This is a genomic window from Acidisoma sp. 7E03, from assembly GCF_054665075.1.
The window spans coordinates 69,362-95,317 of the sequence record NZ_BAAFHE010000006.1; the positions used below are offsets into that span (position 1 = coordinate 69,362).

26 protein-coding genes and 1 other RNA gene are annotated in these 25,956 nt (G+C 67.5%); 14 read left to right on the plus strand and 13 right to left on the minus strand.

The window, feature by feature from the left end; all coding sequences use genetic code 11:
* Window positions 1-114 precede the first annotated feature (114 nt).
* Window positions 115-1,203: an NADH:flavin oxidoreductase/NADH oxidase gene (locus ACYQ6W_RS10825; protein ID WP_459675273.1), complete on the minus strand. Its 1,089-nt coding sequence runs from the start codon at window positions 1,201-1,203 to the stop codon at window positions 115-117.
* Window positions 1,204-1,396: 193 nt separating this feature from the next.
* Between ACYQ6W_RS10825 and pdxY the strand changes: the two genes are divergently transcribed.
* The 5 genes from pdxY to ACYQ6W_RS10850 all read left to right on the plus strand — a co-directional run bounded on the left by pdxY (window position 1,397) and on the right by ACYQ6W_RS10850 (window position 5,327).
* On the plus strand, window positions 1,397-2,245 hold the full coding sequence (gene pdxY / locus ACYQ6W_RS10830; RefSeq protein ID WP_459675274.1) for a pyridoxal kinase PdxY: 849 nt from the start codon (window positions 1,397-1,399) through the stop codon (window positions 2,243-2,245).
* 101 nt (window positions 2,246-2,346) lie between these two features.
* Window positions 2,347-2,697, plus strand: coding sequence for a RidA family protein (locus tag ACYQ6W_RS10835; RefSeq protein WP_459675275.1), 351 nt, complete (start codon window positions 2,347-2,349; stop codon window positions 2,695-2,697).
* A gap of 556 nt (window positions 2,698-3,253) precedes the next feature.
* On the plus strand, window positions 3,254-3,901 hold the full coding sequence (locus ACYQ6W_RS10840; protein ID WP_459675276.1) for a CHAP domain-containing protein: 648 nt from the start codon (window positions 3,254-3,256) through the stop codon (window positions 3,899-3,901).
* Between the two features lie 175 nt (window positions 3,902-4,076).
* The gene (locus ACYQ6W_RS10845) at window positions 4,077-4,541 is read left to right on the plus strand and encodes a TspO/MBR family protein (RefSeq protein WP_459675550.1); all 465 of its coding nucleotides are present in this window, start codon (window positions 4,077-4,079) and stop codon (window positions 4,539-4,541) included.
* 84 nt (window positions 4,542-4,625) lie between these two features.
* On the plus strand, window positions 4,626-5,327 hold the full coding sequence (locus ACYQ6W_RS10850; protein WP_459675277.1) for a hypothetical protein: 702 nt from the start codon (window positions 4,626-4,628) through the stop codon (window positions 5,325-5,327).
* A gap of 51 nt (window positions 5,328-5,378) precedes the next feature.
* On the opposite strand, the gene mscL is transcribed toward ACYQ6W_RS10850, so the two are convergent.
* Window positions 5,379-5,876, minus strand: a complete 498-nt coding sequence (gene mscL / locus ACYQ6W_RS10855) for a large-conductance mechanosensitive channel protein MscL (RefSeq protein ID WP_459675278.1) — start codon at window positions 5,874-5,876, stop codon at window positions 5,379-5,381.
* 137 nt (window positions 5,877-6,013) lie between these two features.
* Here mscL and ACYQ6W_RS10860 point away from each other — a divergent pair, with 137 nt between their 5' ends.
* Window positions 6,014-6,553, plus strand: a complete 540-nt coding sequence (locus ACYQ6W_RS10860; protein ID WP_459675279.1) for a hypothetical protein — start codon at window positions 6,014-6,016, stop codon at window positions 6,551-6,553.
* Between the two features lie 4 nt (window positions 6,554-6,557).
* Here ACYQ6W_RS10860 and ACYQ6W_RS10865 read toward each other — a convergent pair whose 3' ends face one another.
* The 6 genes from ACYQ6W_RS10865 to thyX form a co-directional block, all read right to left on the minus strand.
* Window positions 6,558-7,010: a hypothetical protein gene (locus ACYQ6W_RS10865; RefSeq protein WP_459675280.1), complete on the minus strand. Its 453-nt coding sequence runs from the start codon at window positions 7,008-7,010 to the stop codon at window positions 6,558-6,560.
* Window positions 7,007-7,609, minus strand: coding sequence for a hypothetical protein (locus tag ACYQ6W_RS10870; RefSeq protein WP_459675281.1), 603 nt, complete (start codon window positions 7,607-7,609; stop codon window positions 7,007-7,009). Before ACYQ6W_RS10870 ends, ACYQ6W_RS10865 begins: the two co-directional genes overlap by 4 nt.
* Before the next feature lie 2 nt (window positions 7,610-7,611).
* Window positions 7,612-8,490, minus strand: a complete 879-nt coding sequence (locus ACYQ6W_RS10875; protein WP_459675282.1) for a transglutaminase family protein — start codon at window positions 8,488-8,490, stop codon at window positions 7,612-7,614.
* A 12-nt stretch (window positions 8,491-8,502) separates the two neighbouring features.
* Window positions 8,503-11,007: a circularly permuted type 2 ATP-grasp protein gene (locus ACYQ6W_RS10880; protein WP_459675283.1), complete on the minus strand. Its 2,505-nt coding sequence runs from the start codon at window positions 11,005-11,007 to the stop codon at window positions 8,503-8,505.
* A gap of 38 nt (window positions 11,008-11,045) precedes the next feature.
* Window positions 11,046-14,408, minus strand: coding sequence for a transglutaminase family protein (locus ACYQ6W_RS10885; protein WP_459675284.1), 3,363 nt, complete (start codon window positions 14,406-14,408; stop codon window positions 11,046-11,048).
* A gap of 135 nt (window positions 14,409-14,543) precedes the next feature.
* Window positions 14,544-15,482, minus strand: coding sequence for an FAD-dependent thymidylate synthase (thyX, locus tag ACYQ6W_RS10890; protein ID WP_459675285.1), 939 nt, complete (start codon window positions 15,480-15,482; stop codon window positions 14,544-14,546).
* 6 nt (window positions 15,483-15,488) lie between these two features.
* Here thyX and ssrA point away from each other — a divergent pair.
* The 3 genes from ssrA to ACYQ6W_RS10905 all read left to right on the plus strand — a co-directional run bounded on the left by ssrA (window position 15,489) and on the right by ACYQ6W_RS10905 (window position 17,224).
* Window positions 15,489-15,814, plus strand: a transfer-messenger RNA (tmRNA) gene (gene ssrA / locus ACYQ6W_RS10895).
* A 143-nt stretch (window positions 15,815-15,957) separates the two neighbouring features.
* A complete protein-coding gene (locus ACYQ6W_RS10900) occupies window positions 15,958-16,482 on the plus strand; it encodes an SspB family protein (RefSeq protein ID WP_459675286.1) in 525 nt (174 codons plus the stop codon).
* 70 nt (window positions 16,483-16,552) lie between these two features.
* Window positions 16,553-17,224: a DUF4396 domain-containing protein gene (locus ACYQ6W_RS10905; RefSeq protein WP_459675287.1), complete on the plus strand. Its 672-nt coding sequence runs from the start codon at window positions 16,553-16,555 to the stop codon at window positions 17,222-17,224.
* Between the two features lie 27 nt (window positions 17,225-17,251).
* Here the strand turns inward: ACYQ6W_RS10905 and ACYQ6W_RS10910 are convergent, their stop codons facing one another.
* The gene (locus ACYQ6W_RS10910; protein ID WP_459675289.1) at window positions 17,252-17,584 is read right to left on the minus strand and encodes a BrnA antitoxin family protein; all 333 of its coding nucleotides are present in this window, start codon (window positions 17,582-17,584) and stop codon (window positions 17,252-17,254) included.
* A 181-nt stretch (window positions 17,585-17,765) separates the two neighbouring features.
* On the opposite strand from ACYQ6W_RS10910, the gene ACYQ6W_RS10915 reads away from it, so the two are divergent.
* Genes ACYQ6W_RS10915 through queG form a run of 5 tightly spaced genes read left to right on the plus strand, consistent with a single transcriptional unit; the run spans window position 17,766 to window position 21,852 of the window.
* Complete coding sequence (locus ACYQ6W_RS10915) at window positions 17,766-18,161, plus strand: VOC family protein (protein WP_459675290.1); 396 nt, start codon at window positions 17,766-17,768, stop codon at window positions 18,159-18,161.
* Window positions 18,161-19,198 (plus strand): tRNA preQ1(34) S-adenosylmethionine ribosyltransferase-isomerase QueA, encoded by a 1,038-nt coding sequence (gene queA, locus ACYQ6W_RS10920; protein ID WP_459675291.1) that lies wholly within the window; start codon window positions 18,161-18,163, stop codon window positions 19,196-19,198. The genes ACYQ6W_RS10915 and queA overlap by 1 nt, the downstream gene beginning before the upstream one ends.
* Window positions 19,195-20,316 (plus strand): tRNA guanosine(34) transglycosylase Tgt, encoded by a 1,122-nt coding sequence (gene tgt / locus ACYQ6W_RS10925; RefSeq protein WP_459675293.1) that lies wholly within the window; start codon window positions 19,195-19,197, stop codon window positions 20,314-20,316. The genes queA and tgt overlap by 4 nt, the downstream gene beginning before the upstream one ends.
* Window positions 20,309-20,791, plus strand: coding sequence for a preQ(1) synthase (gene queF, locus ACYQ6W_RS10930; protein WP_459675295.1), 483 nt, complete (start codon window positions 20,309-20,311; stop codon window positions 20,789-20,791). The genes tgt and queF overlap by 8 nt, the downstream gene beginning before the upstream one ends.
* Window positions 20,788-21,852: a tRNA epoxyqueuosine(34) reductase QueG gene (gene queG, locus ACYQ6W_RS10935; RefSeq protein ID WP_459675296.1), complete on the plus strand. Its 1,065-nt coding sequence runs from the start codon at window positions 20,788-20,790 to the stop codon at window positions 21,850-21,852. The genes queF and queG overlap by 4 nt, the downstream gene beginning before the upstream one ends.
* Here queG and ACYQ6W_RS10940 read toward each other — a convergent pair.
* From ACYQ6W_RS10940 to minD, 4 genes are all read right to left on the minus strand, one after another.
* The gene (locus ACYQ6W_RS10940) at window positions 21,828-22,943 is read right to left on the minus strand and encodes a Rieske 2Fe-2S domain-containing protein (RefSeq protein WP_459675297.1); all 1,116 of its coding nucleotides are present in this window, start codon (window positions 22,941-22,943) and stop codon (window positions 21,828-21,830) included. The genes queG and ACYQ6W_RS10940 overlap by 25 nt on opposite strands.
* A 159-nt stretch (window positions 22,944-23,102) precedes the next feature.
* The gene (locus ACYQ6W_RS10945; RefSeq protein ID WP_459675298.1) at window positions 23,103-24,794 is read right to left on the minus strand and encodes a flavin monoamine oxidase family protein; all 1,692 of its coding nucleotides are present in this window, start codon (window positions 24,792-24,794) and stop codon (window positions 23,103-23,105) included.
* A 29-nt stretch (window positions 24,795-24,823) separates the two neighbouring features.
* Complete coding sequence (minE, locus tag ACYQ6W_RS10950; protein WP_459675299.1) at window positions 24,824-25,117, minus strand: cell division topological specificity factor MinE; 294 nt, start codon at window positions 25,115-25,117, stop codon at window positions 24,824-24,826.
* Window positions 25,114-25,929 (minus strand): septum site-determining protein MinD, encoded by an 816-nt coding sequence (gene minD, locus ACYQ6W_RS10955; protein ID WP_459675300.1) that lies wholly within the window; start codon window positions 25,927-25,929, stop codon window positions 25,114-25,116. The genes minE and minD overlap by 4 nt, the downstream gene beginning before the upstream one ends.
* Window positions 25,930-25,956: the final 27 nt, after the last annotated feature.

Sequence of the window (25,956 nt, forward strand, 5' to 3'; positions counted from 1 at the left end):
AGCGCCAGGCGCGGCGGCGTCAGCGTGCGGATCGTCGTTCTGGTCCTCATGGTCTCAATCCTTGATGCAGCCCCGTGGCAGATAATTGCAGTTTGTTAATGAATTGTCACGGGGCTATTCGTGGAGAATGGCCCGGCCATAGGGCGCGGGCAGGCTCACCTCGACGCCGAGGCGATGGGCGGCACGCAGCGGCCAGCCGGGATCGGCCAGCACTGCGCGGGCGAGCAGCACGATGTCCGCTCGTCCATTGGCCAGGATTTCCGCGGCGAGGCTGGGCTGATCGATCAGCCCGACCGCACCCGTCGGGATGCCGGCCTCGCGCCGAAGCAACTCGGCGAAAGGCACCTGGTAACCGGCATGAAGGGATGGGATTTTCTGCTCGGGGGCGATGCCGCCGGCCGAGCAATCGATGAGGTCGACATCCCCGCGCGCAGCGAGCAGACGGGCGATGGCGAGGACGTCGCCCTCCGGGGTTAGCCCGCCGGGGATGAAGTCGGAGCAGGAGAGCCGCACGAAGAGCGGAAGTTCTGCTGGCCATTCGGCACGCACCGCGTCCAGCACCTCCATCAGCATGCGCGCGCGGTTCTCGAGCGAGCCGCCGTAGCCGTCTGTGCGCTGATTGGTGATGGGGGACAGGAAGGAATGGAGCAGATAGCCGTGCGCCGCGTGGATTTCGGCGATCTTGAAGCCCGCAGTCCGCGCGCGGCGGGCGGTCGCCGCGAAGGCGCCGACGATGGTGGCGATGTCGGTGGGGCTCATGGCCTGAGGCGCGGGGTCCTTGCCGGCGAAGGCGAGGCTGCTCGGCGCCTGGGTGTGCCAGCCGCCTTCCTCCAGCGGAATGTAGCGGTCCCCTTCCCAGGGGCGGGTGCAGCTCGCCTTGCGGCCGGCATGGGCGATCTGGATGCCGGGCACCGCGCCGCATTGGGTGATGAGCGTGGCGAGGCGGGCGAAGGCGGCCTGCTGCGTCTCATTATAGAGACCGAGGTCGGCCGGGGTGATCCGCCCTTCGGGCACCACCGCACTCGCTTCCGTAAAGACGATGCCGGCGCCGCCTGCTGCCCGTGCCCCGAGATGCTGGACGTGCCAGTCGTTGGGTACGCCCTCTGTCGCCGAATACTGACACATCGGCGAGACGGCGATGCGGTTGCGGGCAGTGACGGAACGCCAGGTGATCGGCTGAAACAGCAGCGGTGTGCGGGGCATGCTTTCCTCCAGAGACCGCCCCGACAACCGGGCGGCCCCCGCCATATGGGCGCCGGGTTCTCTGTGTCATGCCCCTGCGCGGCAAAGCTGAGACGGTCGTGAGGCCTCTTCATGGCGAAGGGTGGCGCCTCTAAGGTGCGGCGCCCGCCGGCACCCGCTCTCTGCCGCGCCAGGCACAGTCGAGGCACGCTGCATGAACATTCTTTCGATCCAGTCCTGGGTCTCCTATGGCCACGTTGGCAACGCCGCGGCGGTCTTTCCCATGCAGCGGCTGGGCGCCGAGGTCTGGGCGGTGAATACGGTGCAGTTCTCCAATCACACGGGCTACGGCGCCTGGCGCGGCGCCGTGACGCCGCCCGAGACGATCCGCGAACTCGTGGCGGGCGTCGAAGAGCGCGGCGCCTTGTCCCGGTGCGATGCCCTGCTGTCGGGCTATCTCGGCGATCCCGCCGTCGCCGAGGCGGTGCTGGAGGCGCAGACGCGCGTGAAAGCAGCTAATCCTGCAGCCCTCTACTGCGCTGATCCCGTGATCGGCGACGAGGACCGTGGTGTCTACGTCCGGCCCGGCATCGTCGATCTCATGCGCGACAGGATTGTCCCGGCCGCCGACATCCTGACTCCCAATCTCTTCGAGTTGAAGCAGCTGACCGGCCTGCCCTGCGGCACGTTGGAGGAGGTGAGGGCCGCGATCCGGACGTTGCAGGCGCGGGGGCCGCGCCGCATCCTGGTGACCAGCCTGCGTTGCGCCGAAACTCCAGGCGACGCGCTCGACATGCTGGCCGCCGACGGGGCGGATCTCTACAGGCTGCGAGCGCCGCTACTGCCTCTGGCGGTCAATGGCGCGGGCGATGCAGTGGCGGCCCTCTTCCTCGTCCACTGCCTCAAGACCGGGTCCGTGGCCGAGGCCCTGGGCGCCGCAGGCTCGGCGATCTTCGGGATCCTCAAGCGGACGCTTGAACTCGGCCAGCGCGAGATCGCGCTGATCACGGGCCAGGATGAACTGGTGAGCCCGACCCAGGTCTTCCGCCCGGAGCGCGTGTGACGGAGCGGCAGGGGCCGCTTCGCGCTACCGCCCCTTCGGGGCTATAGGTCGGGCGCCTGGCCAATCTCGGCCACGAGCCGTCTCAGTCGAGGATTTTCCCCATGAGCAAGATCATCCGCACCAATCCTGGCCTCATTCTCGCGGCCGCCGTCGAGTTCCATGGCTTCGTCTACCTGCAGGGTTGCACTGCCCAGGACCTGGACAAGGACGTGACCGGCCAGACCGAAGAGGTTCTCGCGCAGATCGACGACCTCCTCGAGCAGCACGGCACCGACAAGACCCGCCTGCTCACGGCCCAGATCTGGCTGAAGCACATCAGTGACCGCCCGGCGATGAACGCGGTGTGGCAGGCTTGGCTGCCGGAAGGCATGGCCCCCGCCCGCGCCTGTGTCGAGGCGAACATGGCGGACGAGAAGCACCTCGTCGAAATCATGGTCACGGCCTGCAAGTAACCCTGGCGGCGGGGCGGGTGCGCCCGCTCCGCCCGCGGCCCCCGGAGCCGCGACCGCGGCCCAGGCCGCCTGCCCCTCTCGCGCGAGATGTCGAATCGCCACGCTCTCGCGTCCCCGGCCTCGCGCACTTCTAGGATTTCTGTCCTAAAAACGCTGCACCTCCATGGCACAATTCGACGAATTTGCGCCTTGACATGCATTTTTCTCGTTGGGCGGTTGTGTTGCCGGCAAAGCTCGGGTAGCCCCAGATCACGAACTGCTGATTGCGCTCTTCGAATTGGTACGGAACCAGATGCAGAACATCGCCCGCAAAGTATGTGTTTTTGCATCATTTCTTGTTGCGAGCACGACCCTCGTTTCCATCTCCGCCGAAGCCAGCACGCATAAAGTCCAGCACCACAGCCATGTTGCCGCCGCGCACAAGACGAGCGGCAAGAAAGTCGCCAGCACCCAACACACGAAGGCCACGCACAACCGTGTCGCTTCGGTGACTCATCATACGGCGTCGGCAAAGAAGGAACGCGTCTCGTCCGCCAGCAATCGTCACGGCAAGACGTTGATCCACACGGTGTGGCGGACGCGCAGCCACGGGCATGGCACGCGGATCAGCAGCGGGGTCTATCGCAACTATCTCGAATGCGTGCCCTATGCGCGCCAGGTGTCCGGCATCCAGCTGTCGGGTGATGCCCGCTACTGGTGGAACGAGGCGCCGGGGCGCTATGACCGTGGCCAGGCGCCGCAGCCGGGCGCGGTGCTGAACTTCCGCGCCAATGGCCGCATGCCCCGTGGCCATGTCGCCGTGGTGCAGCAGGTGGTGAACCGCCGCGAAATCCTGATCACCCAGGCCAACTGGGGCGGCCCCGGCTTCACCCGCGGTGGCGTCTCATCGGACATCTCCGTCGTCGACGTTTCGCCCCGCAACGACTGGACGGCGGTGCGCGTCGCCCTTGGCCACTCCTCGACTTATGGTTCGGTCTATCCGACCTACGGCTTCATCTATCGCGACTCCGCGCCGGCTCTGCGGATGGCGGAAGCGGGCCCCGCGCCCATGCTGAACCTCGGCAACCAGCCGCCTGCTGATCTGCGCAATGCGGCCGACCGGCACCGGGCCAAATCCCTTGCCGGCACCATCCAATACGCCTCCGCCCCGTCCTTCGACGGACCGGCGATTGCGACGAGCGCGCCTGACCGCAACCTGCGCTGAGCGATGCCCCGCCCGGCGGCCTGCCGGGCACTTCCCTCTTTCCGGCGTCTTTCCCCAGCCCCGGCTGCGGCTTAAGCTTCCCCTCGCATGAGAGGGGAGCCGAAGGGGATGTGTCTTCCAGAATCTCCGTGATCCGGGTCGGGACCACCGCAGCGGCGCCCAGTTTCTGGCGCTTATCGGCTTTCTCGGTCTCGCCCTTCTGGTCCAGTTCGCGGGTTCCGGCGTCGCCGCCCAGGGTGCCGATCACTGGTATCTGTCTCTGCAGCGCCCTCCCTTCACCCTGTCCTCCGCTCTGTTCTCGAGCCTTTGGGCGATTGCCGATCTAAGCTTGGGCTTCGCCGCCTGGCTGGTCTGGCGGCGGGTCGATCCCTGGCGGCTGAGCGCGCGCCCGGCCCTTCGTCTCTGGGGCTGGCAGATCGCCCTGATTGCCCTGTGGGCGCCGGTCTTCTTCGGCTTGCGCACGCCGGGTGGGGCGCTGCTGGTCGCGCTGGTCCTGGCGATGGTGTCCGGCGCGACGCTGCACGCTTTTTGGCGGCGGGACAGGCTGGCGGGCGTATTGTTACTCCCGTCGCTCGCCTGGCTCTGCTATGGAGCCTACCTCAATATCGGTTTTTGGTGGCTGAACGCTGGGAGTAGCTAAGAAAAGGCTGCGCCGCGCCGGCCACACAACTCGGGAGGAGCCGCCACGTGCGGCACCCTCCGGCACGGAGCGAACGACGGAATTATGAGCAGTCGGATCATCCTGCGGGCGGTGCCCGGCCTGATCGCGGGTCTCGTCGCGGCCATCGCCCTGCCTGGTCACGCGGCGCACGCGCAGTCCGCCCTGCCTCAGCCGACTGCCATGGGCCCGGTGGTCCAGGGCGGCAATGGCGGCCAGCAGGCCCAGCCTTCGGCGGCCGGCCTGCCGGGCGCACGCAACTCCGGCCCGGTTAAGCAAGGCAACATCGACACCAGCCTCCTGTCCCCGGACGATGAGCTCTTCGACGCGATCAACCGCGGCGACATCAATGCCGCGCGGGACGCGCTAGCGCGCGGTGCCGATCTTCAGGCCCAGGATGCGGTGGGACAGACCCCGGTGGACGTGTCCATCGCCCTTGGCCGCAACAACATCACCTTCCTTCTCGTGACCATGCTAAAGGCCGGAGGCGGCGATCTGTCGGAGCCGCAAGGGCCGATGGCACAGCCGCCCGCCAGCACGCTCGGCATGAGCGCCAAGGAGCAGAAGGCAATCTCGACGCCCGTGTCCTTCTTCAACCCGGCGCCGGCGGCAGCCGCGAAGGCGAAGCAGAAGAGCCGCTACGGAGTGGCGCCAAAGGCGCCCGGTTCGTCTTCCGCCGCGGAGTCCGCGACGAGCTATGGTGCTGGTGGCAGCGGCGCGCCCGTCCCCTCGGCGGGCTTCGTGGGCTTCGGCAACTCGGCCCAGTAAGGCCGAGGCCATCCAAGCCGGGCCAGATATGGCCCGGCATCCCTCCGATCGTCAGTCGGCATTCCCACCGGCAGGCGGCAGCGTCGGCAGCCCCTGCTGCCCGCGCAGAAGATCGCGGATCTCGGTGAGCAGCACTTCGGTCTGGCTCGGCGCCGGCGGCGCCGCCGGGGCCGCTTCCTGCTTGCGGTAGAGCTTCTGGATCATCCGCACCAGCCAGAAGACCGCGAAGGCGACGATCAGGAAATTGATCACGGCATTGATGAAGACGCCGACGTTGATCGTCACGGCGCCGGCCTTCTGTGCCTCGGCCAGCGTCGGCGCGTGCGGCCCCTTCAGCGTGATGAAGATGTTGGTGAAGTCGATTCCGCCCACCAGCAGGCCAAGGATCGGATTCAGGATGTCCTTGACCAAACTGCTGACGATCCCCGTGAAGGCGGCGCCGATGATGATACCGACGGCAAGGTCGATCACGTTGCCGCGCATGATGAAGGCCTGGAAGTCCTTGATCCAGGCGGGCTTGGCGGCGCTGCGAAGATCGAATTGGGCCATGCTATCCTCCATGTTGGGCGCGCGCGGCGCTATCGCTCCAAGGTCACACTCCGGCCATGCTGTGGCCGGCATTCCTGGACAAAAGGGGGTATGACGCCCAAAGGGAAGGGGCTGCTCCCAGTTTTCTAAAGGTGAACATGATAAAAAAGATCACGCACTGGTCCCTCCTGACGATGGCAAGCGCGGTGCTTCTCACCGGCTGCGGCAGCAGCCAGCCCGGTCGAACATCGGGCGGCGTCGCGACCGGCGCCGGTACGGGGGCTGCCATCGGGATCATCGGCGGGCCGATCGGCGTGGTCGTGGGTGCGGCCGTGGGCGCGGGGGCAGGCGCGCTGACCGCCACGAACACGACCCCGCAGCAGGTGAATCTCGGTGACCCGCTCTGGCAACGGAACGAGGGCGTGACCTCGAACTCGTCGCTCGCCACGCCGCAGCCGACGGGCAGCCTGCCGCCTCCGCAGCCGCTTACCCAGCCCGTCTACACGCCGCCGGGGGGCGCCCCCAGTCCGGGCGCGCAGCCGATGCCGCAGAGCGCACCGATCCAGAGCCAGGATCTGTCACCCGCGCAGCCGCAGGCCGCCTATCGCCCGGCGGTTCCGGTCCAGAACGGCGGGCAGAGCCCGACGCCGCTCACCCCGCCACCGCCGGCCCAGAACTACCAGTATCAGGCGCAGTAAGGTTTTACTGGCTGGGCGTCGTCAGGATCGGCGGCTTGGTGAGATCGCTGCCGGAAGGGCCGGCGAGGTCGGCCGGCGGCGGCGGCACCGGCTGGCTCGCGACGGGCGCCGCCGGCGTCGCGGAGACGATGCCGGTATTCGGCGCCGAAGAATCGTAGTGCCGCATGCAGTCGGACATGAGGTCCTGGCGCTGATGCTCGATGGAGAGCTTCGTCGTCTGATTGGTCAGCACCGAGGTTCCGCCGAAGGGCGAGCTGGTCGGATCGGCCTGCGCCAGGGCATCGACATTGGCTTGCTGCACCACCCGATCGGCCATGCGGTGGCAGGCGTCGTAGAGCGCCTGTTCGCTGCGGCTCTGCTGCGGCGCCTCGGTGCAGGCACCGAGCAAGACGAGCGGCAGCAGCAGCAGCGGAAGGCCGCCGAGGGGGCGAAGGCGAGCAGGCGGGGAGAGGCTCATGCGGAAGCTCCAGTGAAGGCCGTGCGCGCGGCGCAACCTGCGGCCGAGGACGGAAGATTGCGGCGGAAGGAGGCTTCGTCGAACCTCGCCTCCTCGGTGAGGTCGGCGCGTGCCGCGGCCCGCAGCAGGCGCTGGTCGATGCGCGCCCCCCGATCGCGGGTGACGTAGCGACGGGCCCAGGGCGCGGTCGTCAGCAGATGCACGAGCGCCAGCAGCCGCAGGCAGAGGGAGAGGCCGCCGAGCGTCCCGAGGTCAGCGCGGCGATCCACCGCCGCTGCCCAGATTCGGGCATCCCGGTCGTCGATGTCGAAATCAGCGACCGCACCATCGGCACTCAGGAAGCGGAAGCTGCGGCGCCTCTCCTCGCCATCGGCGAGGGCCGCGGCGCGCGCGGCATCGAGTGCGCCTTCGAGCGCGCGGACCGGCACCGGCGGCATCGCGGCAGGGGCCATGGTGACGCGGTAGAGTAGGCGGCCGCCGCCATGCTCCATGACCTCGACACACGGGGATGTTTCATGAGCCATGGCCAAGAATGCACCGCGCGCGCCCAGGGCGCCAGCGCGGGACATGTCCGGCATTGCCGCGATGCGCTGGCGCATGGTCAGGGCTCCAGCGGCGCGAGGTCGACGGAGACGGACAGGCCGTGGGCGCCGCCGCCGAGGATGATGCCGCGGAGCGGCGAGACGTCGCCGAATTCGCGGCCCCAGCCCAGGACCACATGCTCTTCCGTGACCACCAGGTTGTTGGTGGGGTCGAGATCGACCCAGCCGTGCTCCTCGCCGAGCCAGGCGCCGACCCAGGCATGGGAGACGTCCGCGCCGACCCGGCGCGCCTGCCCCGCCGGGGGATAGGTTCGGATATAGCCCGAGGTGTAGCGGGCCGGGATGCCAAGCGCGCGCAGCCCCGCGATCATGAGATGCGCGAAATCCTGGCAGACGCCGGCACGCTGCGCCATGACGCGCGCTACCGAGGTGGTGATGGTCGTACTCAGCGGGCGGAAGGCGAAGTCGCGCTTGATGCGGCCGTTGAGGTCGATGAGCCCGGCGAGAATCGGCCGGCCCGCCGGAAAGGACGCGGCGACATAGGGGCCGGCGCCCTGGTCGTTCGGCACCATGGGACCGGGAAAGACGAACTCGGCTGCCGCCCAGGCGCGCGGCCCGGCGGCGCGCGCCTGGGCCACCACCGTTTCCCAAGGCGGCGTCGCTTCCGGCGCAGGCGCGGGCGGAAAGACCACGTCAACCGTCGATTCCGCCGTCACTTCCAGCACGTCATGCGGCTGGTCGATGAAGATCCAGTGGACCTCGTTGCCGAAATGGTCGGTGGCGACACTGGTGCGGTTCGGCTCCGGGTCGCAGAGGATGCGGAGGTCGGAGACCTGCTGCCAGGGCAGCCGCCGCGGCGACAGGTGCAGCATGTGGCTGGCGAGATCGACCTGCTCGGCATAGCGATAGGTGGTCGTGTGACGGAGCTGGAAGCGCATGGGCGGCCCGGATCAGGCGGCGCCGCGCAGCGGCGCAGCCTCGTCTTCCTGCTCGATGCCGACGGCGCGCGGCATGGGCAGCAGGGCGAAGTAACGTCGGAACAGCAGGTCGGAAAGGCCGCGCACGCCCTCTGCGAGGCTCCGCAGCCGGGCAGGCACCTCGATGAGCGCGCTGCCACTTTCGCGTGCCGCCACCACTTCGGCGACGATCTCCTGGGCGAGGCGCTGCAAGCTCTCGGTCTGCGCCATCAGCCGGTCGTCGCCGCCTTCGCCGATGTCGCGCAGCAGCCGCGCGAGGGTCGCGAGTTGGAAAGCGACGGCGCGGGGATTGCCTTCGTCGGCGATCACGAGGTCGAGCACGGGGCCGGCCTGCAAGGTGGTGAAGTAGCGGCTGCGATAGGTGATGGCGGAATCGCAGAGTTCGAGCGCGAGGCGCAGGCCCAGTTCCCAGCGCGGTTCCGGCTGGTCGAGGACGACGGCGAGATTGTCCGCCGTCAATGCCGCCCGCTCCATCCGTCGCCCCATGTCGAGGAAGAGCCAGCTGCCGCCGCGCACCATGTTCTCGGCGGCGAGGCCGGAGACGACGGTGGAGAAGCGCTGGATGCTCGCCATCACCTGGGCCAGACCGTCCAGGCTACCACCCGCATCCGCAATCTCGTCCGCTGCCGTGCGCAGCATATGAGTGAAGGCGGCATACATCTCGCCCGTCAGGCGGTCCCGCACGAGGTCCGTCAGGCGGCCGGCCTGGGCCAGCAGGCGGCCGATCGGCCCATTGTCGCGCAGGCTGGCCGTAATGGTGAGCGCCGAGGGCATGCTGGTGGCGGCGCTATCAGCCGTGCCGAGATGGGAGGCGGCCAGACAGTCGTCGAGCAGTTGCAGCTCCAACTGCTCGCGCGGCATCGGCTGGTTGCGGCCGAGGCGAAGGATGAGCGCCCGCGTCAGGCGCGCCGCGGTCTCCAGACGTTCGATGTAGCGGCCGAGCCAGAACATGTTGTCGGCCGTGCGGCTCGGCAATTCGCCGATGGTGCGCCGGATGGGCAGAGGCGCCTGGCGGGCGGCGGGCGGTCCCACGATGTGCTCACTGCCTTCGGCCAGCACCCAGACATCCTTCGAGATGCCACGAGCCGGCAGTTGCCCGGTGAGCTGGCCCGGTTCCAGGTGCCGGGCGAGGCCGCCCGGCATGGCGTGCCAACCGCGGCCGTTGCGAACCAGGAACATGCGCAGCACGATCGCCTGCGGCACCAAGGTGCTGCCGCGCGCGCAGGGGGCGAGGGAGGGGGACACCGCCGCAAGGGCCGCGAAATCGCTGGGCGCTGCGGCGATCTTTTCAAAGAGTCGGCTGCGCGCCTCGGGCTCCATCTCCGGCGTGTGCCAGGTGCGGCCGGCGCTTTCCGTCGCCGGCTGGATCATCCAGCCGGCGGGATCGGCCAGCACGCGGGCGCGGTCGGCGGCATCCCCCAGCCACAGCGTCTCGACGCTTGGCAGCAACAAAGCCTCGCCCAGCAGATGGGCTGCAATTCCGGGCAGGAAGCGCGGCAGAGCCGGTGCCTCGGTTAGCCCCGAGCCCGGATCGTTGACGACGCGCACGGCCCCCGCGCGCAAGGCATCCATGAGACCCGGCACGCCGAGCAGGCTGTTCGCGTTCAGCTCCAGCGGGTCCAGCATGCGGCCGTCGAGGCGGCGATGCAGTACATCGATCCGGTGCAGCCCGTTGAGCATCTTGAGATAGACGGCGCCGCCGCGGATGGTGAGGTCACCGCCTTCCACGAGCTGGCAGGACAGCTCCTGGGCGAGCAGCATGTGTTCCAGCCAGTGCGGGCTGCCCGGGCCCGGCGTCAGCAGGGCCACGTTGGGATAGGGGCGGCTCGGCGGGGCCGCTTCGGTCAGCGAATCCTGCCACAGGTCGAAGAAGGGGCGCAGTGCGCGCATCTGCACCGAACGAAACATCTCCGGCACGACGCGGGCCAGGATGCGGCGGTTCTCACGTGCCATGCCCGCACCTGCCGCGCCCGACGTACGGTCGCTCAGCACATGCCAGCGCCCGTCCGGCGCGCGGATCAGGTCGGCCGCATAGAAGGTCAGGCGCGGCTGGCGGATGCCGGGGATGGTGTGGCAGGCGCGCAGGAAGCCCGGATTGGCGAAGACGAGATGCGGCGGCAGCAGGCCTTGGGCCAGGCAGTCCTGTGGGCCGTAAAGATCGTCCAGCAGGTCTTCGAGCAGGCGGGCGCGCTGGGCGAGACCCAGCTCGAGACTGGCGAATTCCTCGGCCGAAATGGCGAGCGGAATGGGGTCGCAGCGCCAGAGGTTTTCATGATCCCCGCGCCCGGCGCCGTCCGCGCCAGGCAGGATGCTGCGCACCCCTTCGTCCTCAAAGGCTTGGTCCAACCGCCGCTGGCGGGCGGCCAGACTGTCCGAGAGCATCGAGAGACCGCCGAGCACGCCACGCCAATGAGGGCGGACATGGCGCGCGCCATCCACCATCTCATCGACGCCGCCCTGCAGCCCCAGCGAATTCATCTCGTACCGGTCATGATTCGGTGTCGCTTATGGCCCGATCAGGTGAAGCGGCGCAAATCCAGACTCCGCGGATGTTCGGGCCCTGCGGCGCCCCGCGGTTCGGCCATCGGCCCCGGGTGATGCCGGTTGACGCTGAAGCGCGACCGCCGGCGTGCCTCGGCCTCGTTCGCGTTGACCGGGAAACGGTCGTAGCTGAGCCCGCCCGGATGCGAGACGTGATGGGTGAGGCCGCCGAGGGAGCGGCCGCTCCAGCGATCGTAGATGTCGAAGACCAGCGGCGATTGCGCCCGGATCGTCGGATGCAGGGCGGAGGGTGGGTTCCAAGCCTTGAAGCGCACGGCGCCGACATATTCGCCCAGGGTCTCGGTGGGCATCAGCGGCACGGCGACACCGTTGCAGGCAAGGATGAAGCGCTCCGCCACCCAGCCGGTGACGCGTGCTTGCAGGCGTTCCGCGGAACTGTCGACATAGCGCACCGTGCCGCCGGCCGCCGGATCCTCACCCAGAACGTGCCAGGGTTCCAGCGCATGGGACAGTTCCAGCTCCGTGCCATGCACCCCCACCGAGCCGATGACCGGGAAGCGGAACTCGATGTGCGGCGCGAACCAGTCCGGCGGGATGGAGAAGCCGAGCTGGGCGAGATCGAAGAGCGCGTCTTCCAAATCCTGCGTCACGTAATGGCGCAGCATGAAATCGTCGTGCAGCCGGGCGCCCCAGCGGATCAGCGGCCGCTCATAAGGCTTCTGCCAGAAGGCGGCGATGGCCGAGCGCATGAGCAGCACCTGGGTGAGCGACATCTGCGCATGCGGCGGCATCTCGAAGGCGCGGAATTCGACGAGGCCGCGGCGGCCGCCGATCGCCTCCGGCGCGTAGAGCTTGTCGATCGAGAATTCGGTCCGATGCGTGTTGCCCGTCATGTCCGCCAGGATGTTGCGGAACAGCCGATCGGTCAGCCAGGGCGGCGTCTCTTTGAAGGGGCTGATCTGGCTGAAGGCGATATCGAGTTCGTTCAGGCTGTCCATCCGCGCCTCGTCGATGCGCGGATGCTGCGAGGAGGGGCCGATGAAGAGGCCGCTGAAGAGGTAGGACAGGCTCGGATGGTTCTGCCAGAAGCCGAGGAGGGATTTCAGCAGATCCGGCCGGCGGAGGAAGGGGCTGTCGGCCACCTCCATGCCACCCATCACCACGTGGTTGCCGCCGCCGGTGCCGACATGGCGGCCGTCGAGCATGAACTTCTCCGTGGCGAGGCCTTCCTCACGGGCCACCTCATAGAGCTGCTCGGTGCGTTCCACCTGCTCCGCCCAACTTGCGGCCGGATGGACGTTGACTTCGATCACGCCGGGATCGGGGGTGACGGAGAAGCTCTGCAGCCGGGAATCGGAGGGCGGTTGATAGCCTTCCAGGAAGACCTTGCGGCCGAGTTCCGCGGCCGTCGCTTCGATGGCGGCGGCGAGGTCGATCCAATCTTCCGCCTCGTAAAGCGGCGGGAAGAAGACGTGGATGAGGCCACCGCGGGCTTCGACTGCCATGGCGGTGCGCACTAGGCCGGGCTCCTCCTGCCCGGGCCGCGGACGGCCGCTCTCCCAGTCGGGGTCCTGCGACACTGGCTGGTCCGGTGTTCCATAGCCCGAACGCCAATCGCCGGCAGTGCCTGCGTTGAGACCGGACGTGCCATAGAGGCGCGCCTGGCGGTCCGCATGGGGGTGGGGCGGCAGGGCCGGGCGCGGGCTGAAGGGGTCGCGCTCCGTCTCGTAGGGAAGATGGGCAGGGTCGGCCCAGGGCAGGCTTTCCAGCGGCAGGCGGAAGCCGACGGGGCTGTCGCCCGGAATGAGGAACATCGGCCCATCACGGAAGAACCACTTGCCGCTTTCCCAGATGCGACCGTCGCCCTGGGCGACGCGGCGCAACGGCAAGACGGAGCCGACGACCGAGCCCAATCCCTGGCCGAAGACGCGGGCGAGACGTGCCCGCTCCAACGGGTCGCGCAGCTTCGCATCCTCGACGATGACGTTGGCGGGCAGCCGGTTCTCCCGCCACAGAAAGTAGTGGATGTCCTCATAGGCCGGGATGACGAAGGCGGGGTCGAGGCCCAGCCGCTCGGCCAGCAAGGCCGCGAACTGAGCGGCATCCGCCGGCGTCGCATTGTCGGTATCGTCGTCGGAGGCAAGGAGGGCAGGGTCGAGCCAGATGGGCTCGCCATCACGCCGCCAGTGGCAATGCAGCGCCCAGCGCGGCAGCTGCTCGCCCGGATAGTGCTTGCCGAGGCCGTATTGCAGTGCCGCCCCCGGCGCCCAGAGCGGGGCAAGGCGGCGGAGCAGGCGGCCAGCCATGCGGCGCTTGGTGGGGCCCAGCGCCTCCGTCGTCCATTCCGGCGAATCGAAATCATGCGCCGAGACGAAGGTCGGCTCGCCACCCATCGAGAGGCGCACTTCGGAGGCCAGCAGCGCGCGGTCGACGCGGGCGCCGGCGCGCAGGATCTCGTTCCAGGTTTCCGGCGTATAGGGCTTGGTGGTGCGCGGTGTCTCGCTGATGCGGACGACCTTCATGTCGAAGTCGAAGGTGGTCTCGCATTCATCCACGGCGCCGGAGATGGGCGCGGCAGAGGCAGGTTCGGGCGTTGCCGCGAGCGGAATATGGCCCTCGCCGGCAAGCAGGCCGGAGGTGGCATCGAGTCCGATCCAGCCCGCACCCGGCAGATAGACCTCTGCCCAGGCGTGCAGATCTGTGAAATCCGCCGTGGGGCCTTCGGGGCCGGTGACCGGCTTCTGGTCGGCGACGAGCTGGATGAGGTAGCCCGAGACGAAGCGGGCGGCGAAGCCCAGATGGCGCAGCAGGTTCACCAGCACCCAGGCGCTGTCACGGCAGGAGCCGGTGGCGCGCGCCAGCGTCTCCTCCGGCGTCCAGACGCCGGGCTCCATGCGCACGATGTAGGCGATGCGGTTCGCCAGCATCTGGTTGATCTCGACCAGCAGATCGACCGTCTTCCGGGGCGTGCGCGGAATCGCGGCCAGCACGCGTTCCAGTTCGGGGCCGAGCGGCATCAGCCGGCGGAAGGGTGCCAGCTCCTCATGCAGCACCGGGTCATAGGCGAAGGGGAAGAACTCTGCCTGCGGCTCCAGAAAGAAATCGAAAGGATTGATCGTCGCCATGTCGGCCACGAGGTCGACCGTGACGTCGAAATGCGTCACCCGCTCGGGGAAGACCACGCGGGCCTGGAAATTGCCCTGCGGGTCCTGTTGCCAGTTCAGGAAATGCGGCTCAGGCGTGATCTTCAGGGCGTAGGAGAGGATCGGGGTACGGGCATGCGGCGCTGGGCGCAGCCGGATGGTTTGAGGACCGAGATTGACCAGGCGGTCGTAGCGGTAGCTGGTGCGATGCGTGAGGGCGGCGTGGATCGACATTGGGCGGGATCTTCCTCGCTATCGGACGGGGCGGGGCAAGGTCGGGCGGAACATTTGTGATGCTGCCCGACATCGCGCCCCGGGTCGATAACCGGATGAACCGCGTGCGAAAATTTCTCCGAAGCGGCGGCCGGATCAGTCCGCGCAGCCGAGGCTGGCCATCATCTCCCGCCATTCGCGCAGAGAAAGACCGCTGTTTTCCTGGGTGACCGCCTCGCCCGCCAGCATGCGGCGGAGGATCGCCATCATGGGCGCGGAGAAGGTGACGGCGCCCATGCGATAGTCCCGGAAGGCTTCCGCCGCGATCGGCACCCAGGCATCGACGATGTCGAGCATCGCTTCCGCGTAAATGCGGATCTCGTATTGGGCGTGGCTGTCGGCGCGCAGCGCCAGGAAGTGGAAGAGGTTGTGCAGATCCGTCTTCCAGTACCACTGCGTGTAGGTGTTCAGGGTCAGGTTCATGCGTGCGAGTTCGCGCGCCAGGCCCTGCCGCGCCGGATCGGCAGGCATCTCCTCCGTACCCTCGTTCAGCATCCAGGCGTAATCCCGGTAGCAGCGTTCGGCGTCACCCCGCAGCAGGTCGAGGACCTGGGCGGCTTCCGCCCCTTCCAGCACCGCCTCCCGGCCCTGGCGGTTGAGGGTGGACTGCGCCGCGAGCTGGGCCGGGGCGGGGATGTAGAACTCCCGGTCCATCACCGAATAGCGCGCCGAATATTCGTTGACGCTCGCCATGCGGTGCCGGATCCACTGCCGCGCCACGAAGATGGGCAGCTTCACGTGGAACTTGATCTCGCACATCTCGAACGGCGTCGTGTGGCGGTGGCGCATCAGATAGCGGATCAGGCCGCGATCCTCGCTCACCTTGCGGGTGCCGCGCCCGTAGGAAACGCGGGCCGCCTGAACGATCGCCTGGTCGTCGCCCATATAGTCGATGACGCGGACGAAGCCGTGGTCGAGCAGCGGAACCGCTTGATACAGACGGTCCTCGAGGGCCGGAACGGTGGCCCGCAAGGTGGTCTCGCCGGCCTCCTCAGCCGCGGGAATCGCGTTGGTCTGGTCTTCGCTCAGGCTCACGCCATGCCCCTTCTCTTCGTCATGCCCAGGCCCTATATTCGACCTGCCGGCCTTCTGGCCAGCTATGGCGATAAACGGTGTTCGGAATAAACGTAGTGGACCCGGGGGCAGTACCCGGCGCCTCCACCAATTCTCTCAGGTTCATAATCCTGAGGCGCTTGGGGGCGAAACAGGCTCGACACGCGTGGTAAAGGTGCATCTTTCGCTCGGCATGATTCCGCCGTTATCGGGTCATTTTACAAATGCCAATGACAATCATGAGGCATTCGCTATCGCTGCGTAAGCAGTGACAAGCGCGGTTCGGGGGGCACCGGGCAACAGAAGCCCCCTATAATCTTTCCCGTCGTCACCATAGATTTGCCTTTCTGGTTCCAGACGATCTGGCCCGGAGAGTTGTGACGCGCTATGCCGGCGCGCATCGCGTCGCTTGACGACCACTGCGAGACCGCGCCGAGGCGTGCCAACGGAGACCTGCGTGACCGAAGAGCCGACCGAACTGCCCCCGAGCCTCCTGCCCTACGAAACCTGGCTGGAAGAGGCGCAGCGGCAGGTCGCCGTTCGCGCCCTGGCCTATGCCGCGGAGCACGGGCTGCCGGGCGAACATCACTTCTACCTGACCTTTCGCACCGACTATCCGGGCGTTCACATCCCCTCCCGCCTGACGGCGCAGTATCCGGAGGAGATGACCATCGTCCTGCAGCACCAGTTCTGGGATCTGAAGGTGGACGAGGACGAAGTGCTGACGGTGGGCCTCTCCTTCTCCGGCATCCCAGCGACCCTGGTGATTCCGGCGGGGGCCATCACCGGCTTCGCCGATCCGCATGTGCGCTTCGGGCTGCGCATGCAGCCGCGCCCCTACGAGCACGAGATGCTGGACAGCGAAGAGGCCGAGGAGGACGTGTCGGCTCCGACAGAGGAGGGGACTGCCCCCGCGGTCTCCGAGACGCCTCAGGTCGTCAGCCTGGACGCTTTCCGCCGGCGCACGCCGCCGAAGGAGTGATCTCGGCACAGGTTGGCGGCGGCTGACCACGTCCCGATCTGTAACGGCGTTCCTGCAGAAGGATCGCCGCATGCCGCCGCATTGGTTCCAGAGCCTTGCCGCCGTCTACGGGCCGCTGTCCATCCTCGGCGCCCTGGCCATACTCGCTGACATCGTTCTTCTCGGCCGCCGGCAGCCCATGGCCATCATGAATGCCGTCTGGCCGCTGACGCTGCTCTATTGGGGGCCGATTGGCCTTCTCTTCTATGGTTGGTTCGGCCGTCCGGCGGCCGCGGGCCGGCAGGGCCATCATCACCACGAGCGTCCGATGTGGCAGGCGACTTTCAACGGTGCCACCCATTGCGGCGCCGGCTGCGCGCTGGGCGATTTCCTCGGGGACTGGCTGGTCGTGGCTGCGGCTTTCACGCTGTTCGGCTCCGATGTCGGCGCCAAGATCGTCCTGGGCTTCATCCTCGCCTATCTCTTCGGCATCCTCTTCCAGTATTTTTCCGTGGCGCCGATGCGCAAGCTCGGGGTGAGAGAGGGTATTCTCGCAGCCATCAAGATCGATACGCTGTCGCTCCTCGCCTATGAGATCGGCATGTTCGTCGTCATGCTGGGGCGGGCCTGGCTGTGGCCACACCTCTCGGCGAGCGAATGGAGCTACTGGCTCTCCATGCAGATCGCGATGGTGGTGGGTTTCTGCACCACCTATCCCGTGAATTGGTGGCTGATCCGTCAGGGTATCAAAGAAAAGATGTAGGCCGCCGCGTCGACCACGCGCGGCGGCTCAGGCACGACGCTGGGTTTGCTCCTGCACGAAGGCGCGCAGCACGGCATTGATGCGCGTCTGGTACCCTGGCCCCTGGTCACGGAACCACTGCACCACGTCGTGATCGAGCCGAAGTGAGAGCAGCTGCGTCTGGCCAGGCATGATCTGTTCAGCGTTCTTCCGCCAATCGCGCGGGATTTCCGCCCAATCGGGGTCGAATGCGATATCGCGTTCCAGCTCGTCCTCGGTCTTCGCGCTGACGCGCGCGACATCGGTTTTGCTAGCGCCGCGCTCGCGCATGGCGCGAAGCTCCGCGGCTGAATAGCGGACACTCTCCTCTTCACGCGTCATGGTGATCTCCCGCCGAGCGCTAAGATGTCACTCGTCGCGTAGCGACAACCAGCGATGAAGCGCAACGCCGATCCGCGAGGTGGAACCAGCCCCGCAGCCAGAACGTTTCCTCCCGCAGCGTATTCCGCTATGGGCCGCCCTTCGGCCGCTTTGCCGGCACCGCAAGGAGAGGCTTCGAGGCATGCGTTTCACCATCGACCGGCTGGACCACATCTCGCTCACCTGCAGCGACGTCGAAAAGACGGCGTCCTGGTTCCAGCGCGTGCTGGGCATGGAGCGCGAGGAATTCGGCCAGGAAGGGCGGACGGCGCTGAAATTCGGCGGCCAGAAGATCAACCTCTACACCACCTCCGAAGACCCCACGAACATCGGCGCCTCCGCCGGTGCGGGCTCGGCCTCCCTCTGCTTCGTCACCGGCCTCGGCACCGAAGACATCATCAAGCATCTCAAGGAATGCGGACTGAAGGTGGAGAAGGGGCCGGTGCCGCGCCTCGGCGCCCTCGGCCCGATGAGTTCCGTCTATTGCCGTGACCCGGACGGCAATCTCATCGAGATCGCGACCTACCTCGAAGACTGATGCGCCTCTCCGATTTCGATTTCGATCTGCCGGACGGGGCGATCGCCCACCATCCGGTGAAGCCGCGCGATGCCGCGAAGCTGCTGCATGTGACGGCAACGCGCCTCACGGACCTCATCGTTCGTGATTTGCCCACGCTGCTGCAGCCGGGGGACATCCTCGTCGCGAACGATACGCGCGTCATCCCGGCGCAGCTTTCGGCGAAACGCGGGGAGGCGCGCATCGGCCTCACGCTGGACCGGCCGCTGCCCGACGGTTCCTGGCAGGCGCTGGCGCGCAACGCCAAGCGGCTGCGCCAGGGGGACCGGCTGGACATCGACGGTGCGGACCTCACCGCCACTGTCGTGGAACGCCGGGCCGATGGCAGCGTGGCCCTGCGTTTCGACCGCGAGGGGGATGCCTTCGCGGCCGCGCTGGAGCAGGCGGGCGCTCTTGCCCTGCCGCCCTATATCGAACGCCCGCAGGGCCCGACGGCGGAGGATGCGGCGGATTACCAGACGGTTTTCGCCAACCCGAAGGGCGCGGTCGCCGCGCCCACCGCCGGCCTGCACTTCACGCCGGCGCTGCTCGCCGCACTCGATGCCCGCGGGGTGAGCCGTGCCACCGTTACGCTGCATGTCGGCTTCGGCACCTTCCTGCCGGTTCGGGTGGACGACATCTCCGAGCATCGCATGCATGCCGAGCGCGGGATCGTGACGGCGGATACCGCCGCCCGCATCAATGCCGCCCGTGCGGCCGGTGGACGGGTCGTCGCCGTCGGCACCACCAGCCTCCGTCTGCTCGAGAGTGCCGCCGCCGCGGATGGCACCTTGCAGCCCTTCACGGGGGATACGGATATCTTCATCACCCCGGGCTACCAGTTCCGCATCGTCGATCGGCTCATGACCAATTTCCACCTGCCCAAATCCACCCTCTTCATGCTCGTCTCGGCCTTCATGGGGCTCGACCGGATGCGCGAGGCCTATGCCCACGCCATCGCCCATGGCTATCGCTTCTTCTCCTACGGCGATGCCTCCCTGCTGGAGCGCGCGGCATGAGCCTGACCTGGCAGCCCGAAGCGACCGATGGCTATGCCCGCGCCGGCACGCTGAAGACGGCGCATGGGTGTGTGCCGACCCCGACCTTCATGCCGGTCGGCACGGCGGCCACCGTGAAGGGCATGACGGCGGATGCCGTCCGCTCCACGGGGGCGGGCATCGTGCTCGGCAACACCTATCACCTCATGCTGCGGCCCGGCGCGGACAAGGTGGCTGCCTTCGGCGGCCTGCATAAGCTCATGGACTGGGCGGGACCGATCCTGACGGACAGCGGCGGCTTCCAGGTCATGTCGCTCGCGGGCCTGCGCAAGCTCGACGCCGATGGCGTCACCTTCCAGTCCCATATCGACGGGTCGAAGCACCGGCTGACCCCCGCGATCTCCGTACAGATCCAGCACAAGCTGGATGCGACCATCACGATGGTTTTGGACGAATGCCCGCCCTTCCCGGTGACGGAGGAACAGGCGAAGTCTTCCATGGAAATGTCCATGCGCTGGGCCGGTCTGTCGCGCGAGGCCTTCGTGCCGCGTGACGGCTACGGGCTCTTCGGGATCGTCCAGGGTTCGGTCTTCCCGGATCTGCGTCGCCGCTCGATCGACGCGCTGATGCAGATCGGTTTCGAGGGCTATGCGCTGGGCGGCCTCGCGGTGGGCGAGGGGCAGGAGACCATGTTCGCCATGATCGAGGCGACCTGGGACCATATGCCGAAGGACAAGCCGCGCTATCTCATGGGCGTCGGCACGCCGGACGACCTGCTGGGCTCCATCGCGCGCGGCATCGACATGTTCGATTGCGTCATGCCGACGCGCGCCGGCCGCACCGGGCGCGCCTTTACCTCGCGCGGCATCCTCAACATGCGCAATGCCCGCTTCGCGGATGACGGCCGGCCGCTCGACCCCGGATGCACCTGCCTCGGCTGCCAGCGCCATGTGCGCGGCTATCTGCATCACCTCTTCCGTGCCGAGGAGATGCTGGGGCCGATGCTGCTGACCTGGCATAACCTCACCTATTACCAGACACTGGTGGCCGGCGCCCGCGCGGCCATCCTCGACGGCCGGCTCGAGGCGTATAGTGCCGCCGTGCGCGCCCGCTGGGCGGAAGGAGACGTCGATGACTGAGCAGCCGTCCGCAACCGATAACCCCTATGCCGGCCTGACGCAGCTCGGCTCCGAAGCGCGCCCGGCCGCCCGGCCCGAAGATGCGGTGCTGGAACGGGTGCCCGCGCCGAACCAGGGGCAGGATTACGTCGTGCGCTTCACCGCGCCGGAATTCACCTCCCTCTGCCCGATGACCGGCCAGCCCGATTTCGCCCATATCGTGATCGACTACATTCCCGGTGAATGGCTGGTGGAGAGCAAGTCGCTCAAGCTCTTCCTCACCAGCTTCCGCAACCACGGCGCCTTCCATGAAGCCTGTAGTATGATGATCGCGCAACGCTTGGTGGATCTGCTCAGCCCACGCTGGCTGCGCATCGGCGCCTATTGGTATCCGCGCGGCGGCATTCCGATCGACGTCTTCTGGCAGACCGGTGCGCCGCCCGCGGGCGTGTTCCTGCCCGATCAGGGTGTTCCGACTTATCGCGGCCGGGGATGAGCCCGCCTGCCGCCATTGAAGCCGAGATCCGCGCCAAGGCGGAGGTGCTCGGCTTCGATGCGGTGGGTTTCGCGCGGGCCGAATTGCCGCCGGAGGCCGGGGCGCGGCTGCGTTCCCTGGTGGAGGCAGGCCATCACGGCGAGATGGCCTGGATGGCAGAGCGCCTGGAGCAGCGGGCCGATCCGCGCGGCCTCTGGGCGGAGGTCCGCTCCGTCATCTCCCTCGGCATCTCCTACGCGCCGCCTAGTGATGCGCTGGCAACGCTCGCCCGGCCGGAGCGGGGCAATCTTTCGGTCTATGCCCGGAATCGGGATTATCACGATGTCATCAAGGGAAAGCTGAAACACCTCGCGCAGTTCATCGGCAGCCGCGCAGCGGCGGATCGCCCGCAGGTCAAGGTATTCGTGGATACCGCGCCGGTCATGGAAAAGCCGCTCGCGGCACAGGCCGGGCTCGGTTGGCAGGGCAAGCACAGCAATCTCGTCTCCCGCCGCCACGGCTCCTGGCTCTTCCTCGGCGAGATTTTCACGACACTCGATCTCACCCCCGATGCGCCGCATGCCGATCGCTGCGGCAGCTGCACCCGTTGCATGGTCGCCTGCCCCACGGCGGCGATCACCGCGCCCTACCGGCTACAGCCGACGCGCTGCATCTCCTACCTCACCATCGAGCATAAGGGGGCGATCCCCGAGGAATTCCGGGAAGCGATGGGCAACCGGATCTATGGCTGTGACGATTGCCTCGCCGTCTGTCCCTGGAATCGATTTGCCGAAGCCGCCAGGGAGGCGAAGCTCGCGGCGCGGGCCGATTTGGAAGCGCCGGCCTTGCGCGATCTCGCCCGGTTGGACGATGCCGCCTTTCGTGCACTGTTCGCGGGCTCGCCCGTCAAGCGCATCGGGCGGAACCGGTTCCTGCGCAACGTCGCCATCGCTATCGGCAACAGCGGCGATCCCTCGCTTCTTCCCGAAGTCGAACGCCTGTCCGCCGAGCCCGACGCTGTCCTCGCCGAGGCCGCCGCCTGGGCGGCCGCACGCCTTCAGGCCAGCACGGCGTCCGGCTGAAGCTGCGGCACGTCCTGCAACGTGCCGCGCGCCGCCAGCAGCGCCCGCAGGGTGCGGATGACGGGAAAGACCTCCTGGTTGCGGTCGCAGCCTTGCGCATCATGCGCCGCCTGCTCCATCTCCACGATCTCGCGGTCTTCCTTGAAGATGCGCTCGGTGAACAGGATCAGCAGCGGCCAGGCGAGGTCGAGGAGCAGAGGAATCTTGGGCCGGTGCACGGACAGCAGGCCGAAGGTCCGGTTCGTCCGCTGCGCCCGGTCCTGCGGCACATAGGCGATCCACAGGTCCATCACCGGCGTCTCGTCCTTCATGCGGATCTTCAGCGTCTGATACGGATATTCCGTGCGGATGGTCATCACGTCTTTGTCCGCGAACTCGGCGCCCGCGCCGCGCTTCTGGCCGAAGATCGCGGCCTCGCCCCAGGGCTGCTTGCCACCGGTGCGGGCGAAGCTGTAGCGCGCCTCTACCCAGTCCTCGCCCTGCGCCTGGCCCAGGAAGCGCGGCCGCATCTGGCCCATCTGCTTGCGGTGCAAGAACTGGTGGTTCATGTCCATCAGGTTCTCATGCATGAAGCTGTAGTGGCAGCCCACGACCTGGCCGAAGCGCCGGGTCTTGTAGGCGGGGTTCGCGACCGAGCCCAAGGCCGGCAACGGCGTTTCGCCGGCCAGCGCCGGGTCGCCCGGAAACACCAGGATCACGCCGTCCTTTTCGACACAAGGATAGGCGCGGACCCCGTTTGGTAGGCGGCCCTTGCCGAGATAGGGCACGTCGGTGCAGTTGCCGGATTGGTCATAGGCCCAGCCGTGATAGCCGCAGCGGATGGCGCAGCCTTCGACGAGGCCGCGGCTCAAGGGTACTTGCCGATGGGCGCAGCGATCTTCCAGCGCGAAGACGGGCCTCCCCGGCTCCTTCGGCCGGGCTAGCACGATGGGTTCTCCGGCGAAGGTCACGGCGAGGGTCTTGCCCGGCTTCAGCTCGGGAGCCCAGGCGAGTGGGTACCAATGGTCAGGATGGGCGCCGACACGCCGAAGATCCCGCCCAGGAGCGGCCTGCATCGGCACCTCCTCGGTGGGCAGATAGCTTTGGTCCATCGGCACGCCTCAGCCTTCGGTTGCCGCGGCAGCATAGGGCCTACGGCTTCAGGCTCTAAGTAAACTTACAATTCGAGAGGACATGGTTTCCGCAGCTTCGGGCGGCCAGTCTTCACCAACTCATTCCAAAGCAGTACGTGCCCTCTTTTTCAGGGATACCTATCCTGGAAGCGCCACGGGGGCGATGGCGTCGAACGCGTCGCCCGGGCCGGGATTTTCCGCCGTCGTCTGGCCGCCGAACTGGTGCATCACCCCCCAGACGGTATTGAGCGCCGTCTGCACCGCACCTTCGGCCCAGCCCGGGGTGAAGGAGATGCCGTCCCCCGCCAGGAACAGCCCGCGCTCGCCGGGCGGCATCGCGTCCTGCATGAAGTGGCAGAACATCTGCCGGTTGTAGCGGTAGTGCCCGGGCAGCGCGCCCTTGAAGGCGCCGAGGAAATTCGGGTCGCTTTCCCAGGACACGGTGATCGGCTCGCCGATGATGTGGGAGGCGATGTCCACGTCGGGATAGACCTTCTGAAGCGCGGCCAGCATCAGCCGCACGCGCCGCTCAGCGTCCAGCGGCAGCACCTTCATCGCGTCCGACATCCAGGAATAGGACAGGCACATGACCGAAGGCTTGTCCGGCCCGTTGTCGAAGAGATAGGTGCCGCGGGTGATGCGGTCGGTGAGCGTCATGCTCATCTTGTAGCGGCCGGTCTCGGCGTCGCGTTCCGTCCAGAAGGGCCGGTCCACCATCACGAAGGTCTTGGAGGACTGCATGTAGCGGGTGCGGTCCAGCGCCATCCAAAGCTTCTGGGAGAAGAGGCTCTCGTCGCAGTCGATATGCGTGGTCAGCAGCCAGGACTGGCAGGTGACGATCGCGGCCTTGTAGCTGCGCGTGTCGCCCCAGCGGTCGGTGATGGCGATGCGCCCGTCATCCGCCCGGGCGATGCGAGTGACACCAGGGCGCGGGGCGCCAGCATGAAGGCTGGCAAGGGAGGTGCCCGCCGGCCAATGGGCGAGGGCAGTGGGCGCCAATTGCCATAGCCGGCGCGGCAGTTGCTCGGCGCCGCCGACCATCATGCGCTGCCCCTCGTCCTGCGCGGTCACGACCACGCGCAGAATCTCCAGCATCGAATTGGGGAAATCGCTGTCCCAGCCGCCGGTGCCGAAGCCGACCTGGCCGAAGACCTCGCGATGGCGGAAGGAGAGTTTCTGGAAAGCCGGGGAGGAGGCGACGAAATCATAGAAGGTGCGCTCGTCCCACAGCGGCACCAGCCGGTTCCAGATCTCCTTCAGCCGTGCGACGTCCCGATTCCGGACGGCGCCCTGCAATGCGGAGAACTCCGCGCCCAGCTCCAGGGCTTCCGACCAGGCGTCCGAGACCTCTTGCAGCAGCGGCGGCAGCCGGCCGCCGCCATCGCCTTCGACGTAGAACTGTTCACTTTCGAGGTCGATCAGGGTGGAGGGCGTCACCGCGTCGAGCGGATTGGGAAAAGCCCGCGTCTCGATCCCGCTCTGGCCGATGTAATGGTAAAGGCCGGTCGAGGAGACCGGGAAGCGCATGCCGCCGAGTTCGGCGACGACGCCCTCCGTGCCGCTGAAGGGTTCGGAGCGGAGACGCCCGCCCATGCGGGAAGATTCGTAGATGACCGGCTTGAAGCCGAGTTTCATGAGTTCGTGCGCGGCGACGATTCCGGCGAGCCCGGCGCCGATGACGGCGACTTCCTGGCCGAAGGCCTCGGGGGGCAAGCGGCCGAGACCCGCAGGATGCGAAATCCAGCGATCGTAGGCGAAGGGAAAGTCAGGGCCGAAGGTCGTGACCGGCGCTCGGCCGCTCTCGTCCTCCGCGTCTCGCTGCAACGACATTGGTAAGCCTCCCTGCGCCGTCCCGGGTGTCAGGCCCCGAGGGCAGCCTTCTTTACGCCAGCCTGCTTTTCGGCGAGACCGGGTGGGATCTCGACGCCGATTTCGAGCGTCGAGAAGCTGTCGCCGCGGTCCAGCTTGACCTGCACCTTTTCCCGCTCAACCGAGACGTGCTTGGCGATGACGGCAAGAATCTCTTCTTGCAACACGGCGACCAGATCGGCGTTGCCGCCGAAGGTCGCCCGCTCATGCGCAAGCAGGATCTGCAGCCGGTCACGCGCGACGTTGGCGGTCGGCTTCCGGCTCAGAAAGCTGAAGAAGCTCATGCGACCCTCCTGCCGAACAGCTTGCCGAGCAGGCTGGTCTTCTCACCGGGCACGGTCATCGGCACCTGCTCGCCGAGCAGCCGCTTCGCCGCGTCGAGATAGGCGCGGGCCGGCGCTGCCTCGGGGTTCGCGAGGGTGACGGGGGTGCCGAGGTTGGAGGCGCGCAGCACTTCCGGGCTTTCGGGAATGATGCCGAGCAGCGGGATCGAGAGGATCTCCAGCACGTCCTCGGTCTTCAGCATGTCGCCCCGCGCGGCGCGCGCCGGGTCGTAGCGGGTCAGTAGCAGGTGCTTCTCGATCCGCTCACCCTTGGCCGCGCGTTCGGTCTTGCTGTCGAGCAGGCCGATGATGCGGTCGCTGTCGCGCACCGAGGAAACTTCCGGGTTGGTGACGATCAGCGCGACGTCCGCATGATGCATGGCAAGTGTCGCGCCGCGCTCGATGCCGGCAGGGCTGTCGCAGATCACCCAGTCGAACTTCTCGCGCAGCTCGGCGATCACCTGCGCCACGCCTTCGCTGGTCAGCGAATCCTTGTCCCGGGTCTGGGAGGCGGGGAGGATCGACAGCGTCTCGACCCGCTTGTCCCGGATCAGCGCCTGGGCCAGCTTCGCATCGCCCTGGATCACGTTGATCATGTCGAAGACGACGCGGCGTTCGGCCCCCATGACGATATCAAGGTTGCGCAGACCGACGTCGAAATCGACGACGACGACGTTCTTGCCCATCTTCGCGAGAGCGGCGCCGATGGCAGCCGTCGATGTCGTCTTGCCAACGCCGCCCTTGCCGGAGGTCACCACGAGAACTTTGGCCATGCCTTTACCCCTGTCGTCGTAAGCGCC

What these genes read in the sequence shown, in the direction of transcription:
- ACYQ6W_RS10825 (WP_459675273.1), bottom strand. Translation starts at nt 1,203, where the DNA reads ATGCCCCGCACACCGCTGCTGTTTCAGCCGATCACCTGGCGTTCCGTC.
- pdxY (WP_459675274.1), top strand. Translation starts at nt 1,397, where the DNA reads ATGAACATTCTTTCGATCCAGTCCTGGGTCTCCTATGGCCACGTTGGC.
- ACYQ6W_RS10835 (WP_459675275.1), top strand. Translation starts at nt 2,347, where the DNA reads ATGAGCAAGATCATCCGCACCAATCCTGGCCTCATTCTCGCGGCCGCC.
- ACYQ6W_RS10850 (WP_459675277.1), top strand. Translation starts at nt 4,626, where the DNA reads ATGAGCAGTCGGATCATCCTGCGGGCGGTGCCCGGCCTGATCGCGGGT.
- mscL (WP_459675278.1), bottom strand. Translation starts at nt 5,876, where the DNA reads ATGGCCCAATTCGATCTTCGCAGCGCCGCCAAGCCCGCCTGGATCAAG.
- ACYQ6W_RS10860 (WP_459675279.1), top strand. Translation starts at nt 6,014, where the DNA reads ATGATAAAAAAGATCACGCACTGGTCCCTCCTGACGATGGCAAGCGCG.
- ACYQ6W_RS10865 (WP_459675280.1), bottom strand. Translation starts at nt 7,010, where the DNA reads ATGAGCCTCTCCCCGCCTGCTCGCCTTCGCCCCCTCGGCGGCCTTCCG.
- ACYQ6W_RS10870 (WP_459675281.1), bottom strand. Translation starts at nt 7,609, where the DNA reads ATGCGCCAGCGCATCGCGGCAATGCCGGACATGTCCCGCGCTGGCGCC.
- ACYQ6W_RS10875 (WP_459675282.1), bottom strand. Translation starts at nt 8,490, where the DNA reads ATGCGCTTCCAGCTCCGTCACACGACCACCTATCGCTATGCCGAGCAG.
- ACYQ6W_RS10880 (WP_459675283.1), bottom strand. Translation starts at nt 11,007, where the DNA reads ATGAATTCGCTGGGGCTGCAGGGCGGCGTCGATGAGATGGTGGATGGC.
- ACYQ6W_RS10885 (WP_459675284.1), bottom strand. Translation starts at nt 14,408, where the DNA reads ATGTCGATCCACGCCGCCCTCACGCATCGCACCAGCTACCGCTACGAC.
- ACYQ6W_RS10905 (WP_459675287.1), top strand. Translation starts at nt 16,553, where the DNA reads ATGCCGCCGCATTGGTTCCAGAGCCTTGCCGCCGTCTACGGGCCGCTG.
- ACYQ6W_RS10910 (WP_459675289.1), bottom strand. Translation starts at nt 17,584, where the DNA reads ATGACGCGTGAAGAGGAGAGTGTCCGCTATTCAGCCGCGGAGCTTCGC.
- ACYQ6W_RS10915 (WP_459675290.1), top strand. Translation starts at nt 17,766, where the DNA reads ATGCGTTTCACCATCGACCGGCTGGACCACATCTCGCTCACCTGCAGC.
- queA (WP_459675291.1), top strand. Translation starts at nt 18,161, where the DNA reads ATGCGCCTCTCCGATTTCGATTTCGATCTGCCGGACGGGGCGATCGCC.
- tgt (WP_459675293.1), top strand. Translation starts at nt 19,195, where the DNA reads ATGAGCCTGACCTGGCAGCCCGAAGCGACCGATGGCTATGCCCGCGCC.
- queF (WP_459675295.1), top strand. Translation starts at nt 20,309, where the DNA reads ATGACTGAGCAGCCGTCCGCAACCGATAACCCCTATGCCGGCCTGACG.
- queG (WP_459675296.1), top strand. Translation starts at nt 20,788, where the DNA reads ATGAGCCCGCCTGCCGCCATTGAAGCCGAGATCCGCGCCAAGGCGGAG.
- ACYQ6W_RS10940 (WP_459675297.1), bottom strand. Translation starts at nt 22,943, where the DNA reads ATGGACCAAAGCTATCTGCCCACCGAGGAGGTGCCGATGCAGGCCGCT.
- ACYQ6W_RS10945 (WP_459675298.1), bottom strand. Translation starts at nt 24,794, where the DNA reads ATGTCGTTGCAGCGAGACGCGGAGGACGAGAGCGGCCGAGCGCCGGTC.
- minE (WP_459675299.1), bottom strand. Translation starts at nt 25,117, where the DNA reads ATGAGCTTCTTCAGCTTTCTGAGCCGGAAGCCGACCGCCAACGTCGCG.
- minD (WP_459675300.1), bottom strand. Translation starts at nt 25,929, where the DNA reads ATGGCCAAAGTTCTCGTGGTGACCTCCGGCAAGGGCGGCGTTGGCAAG.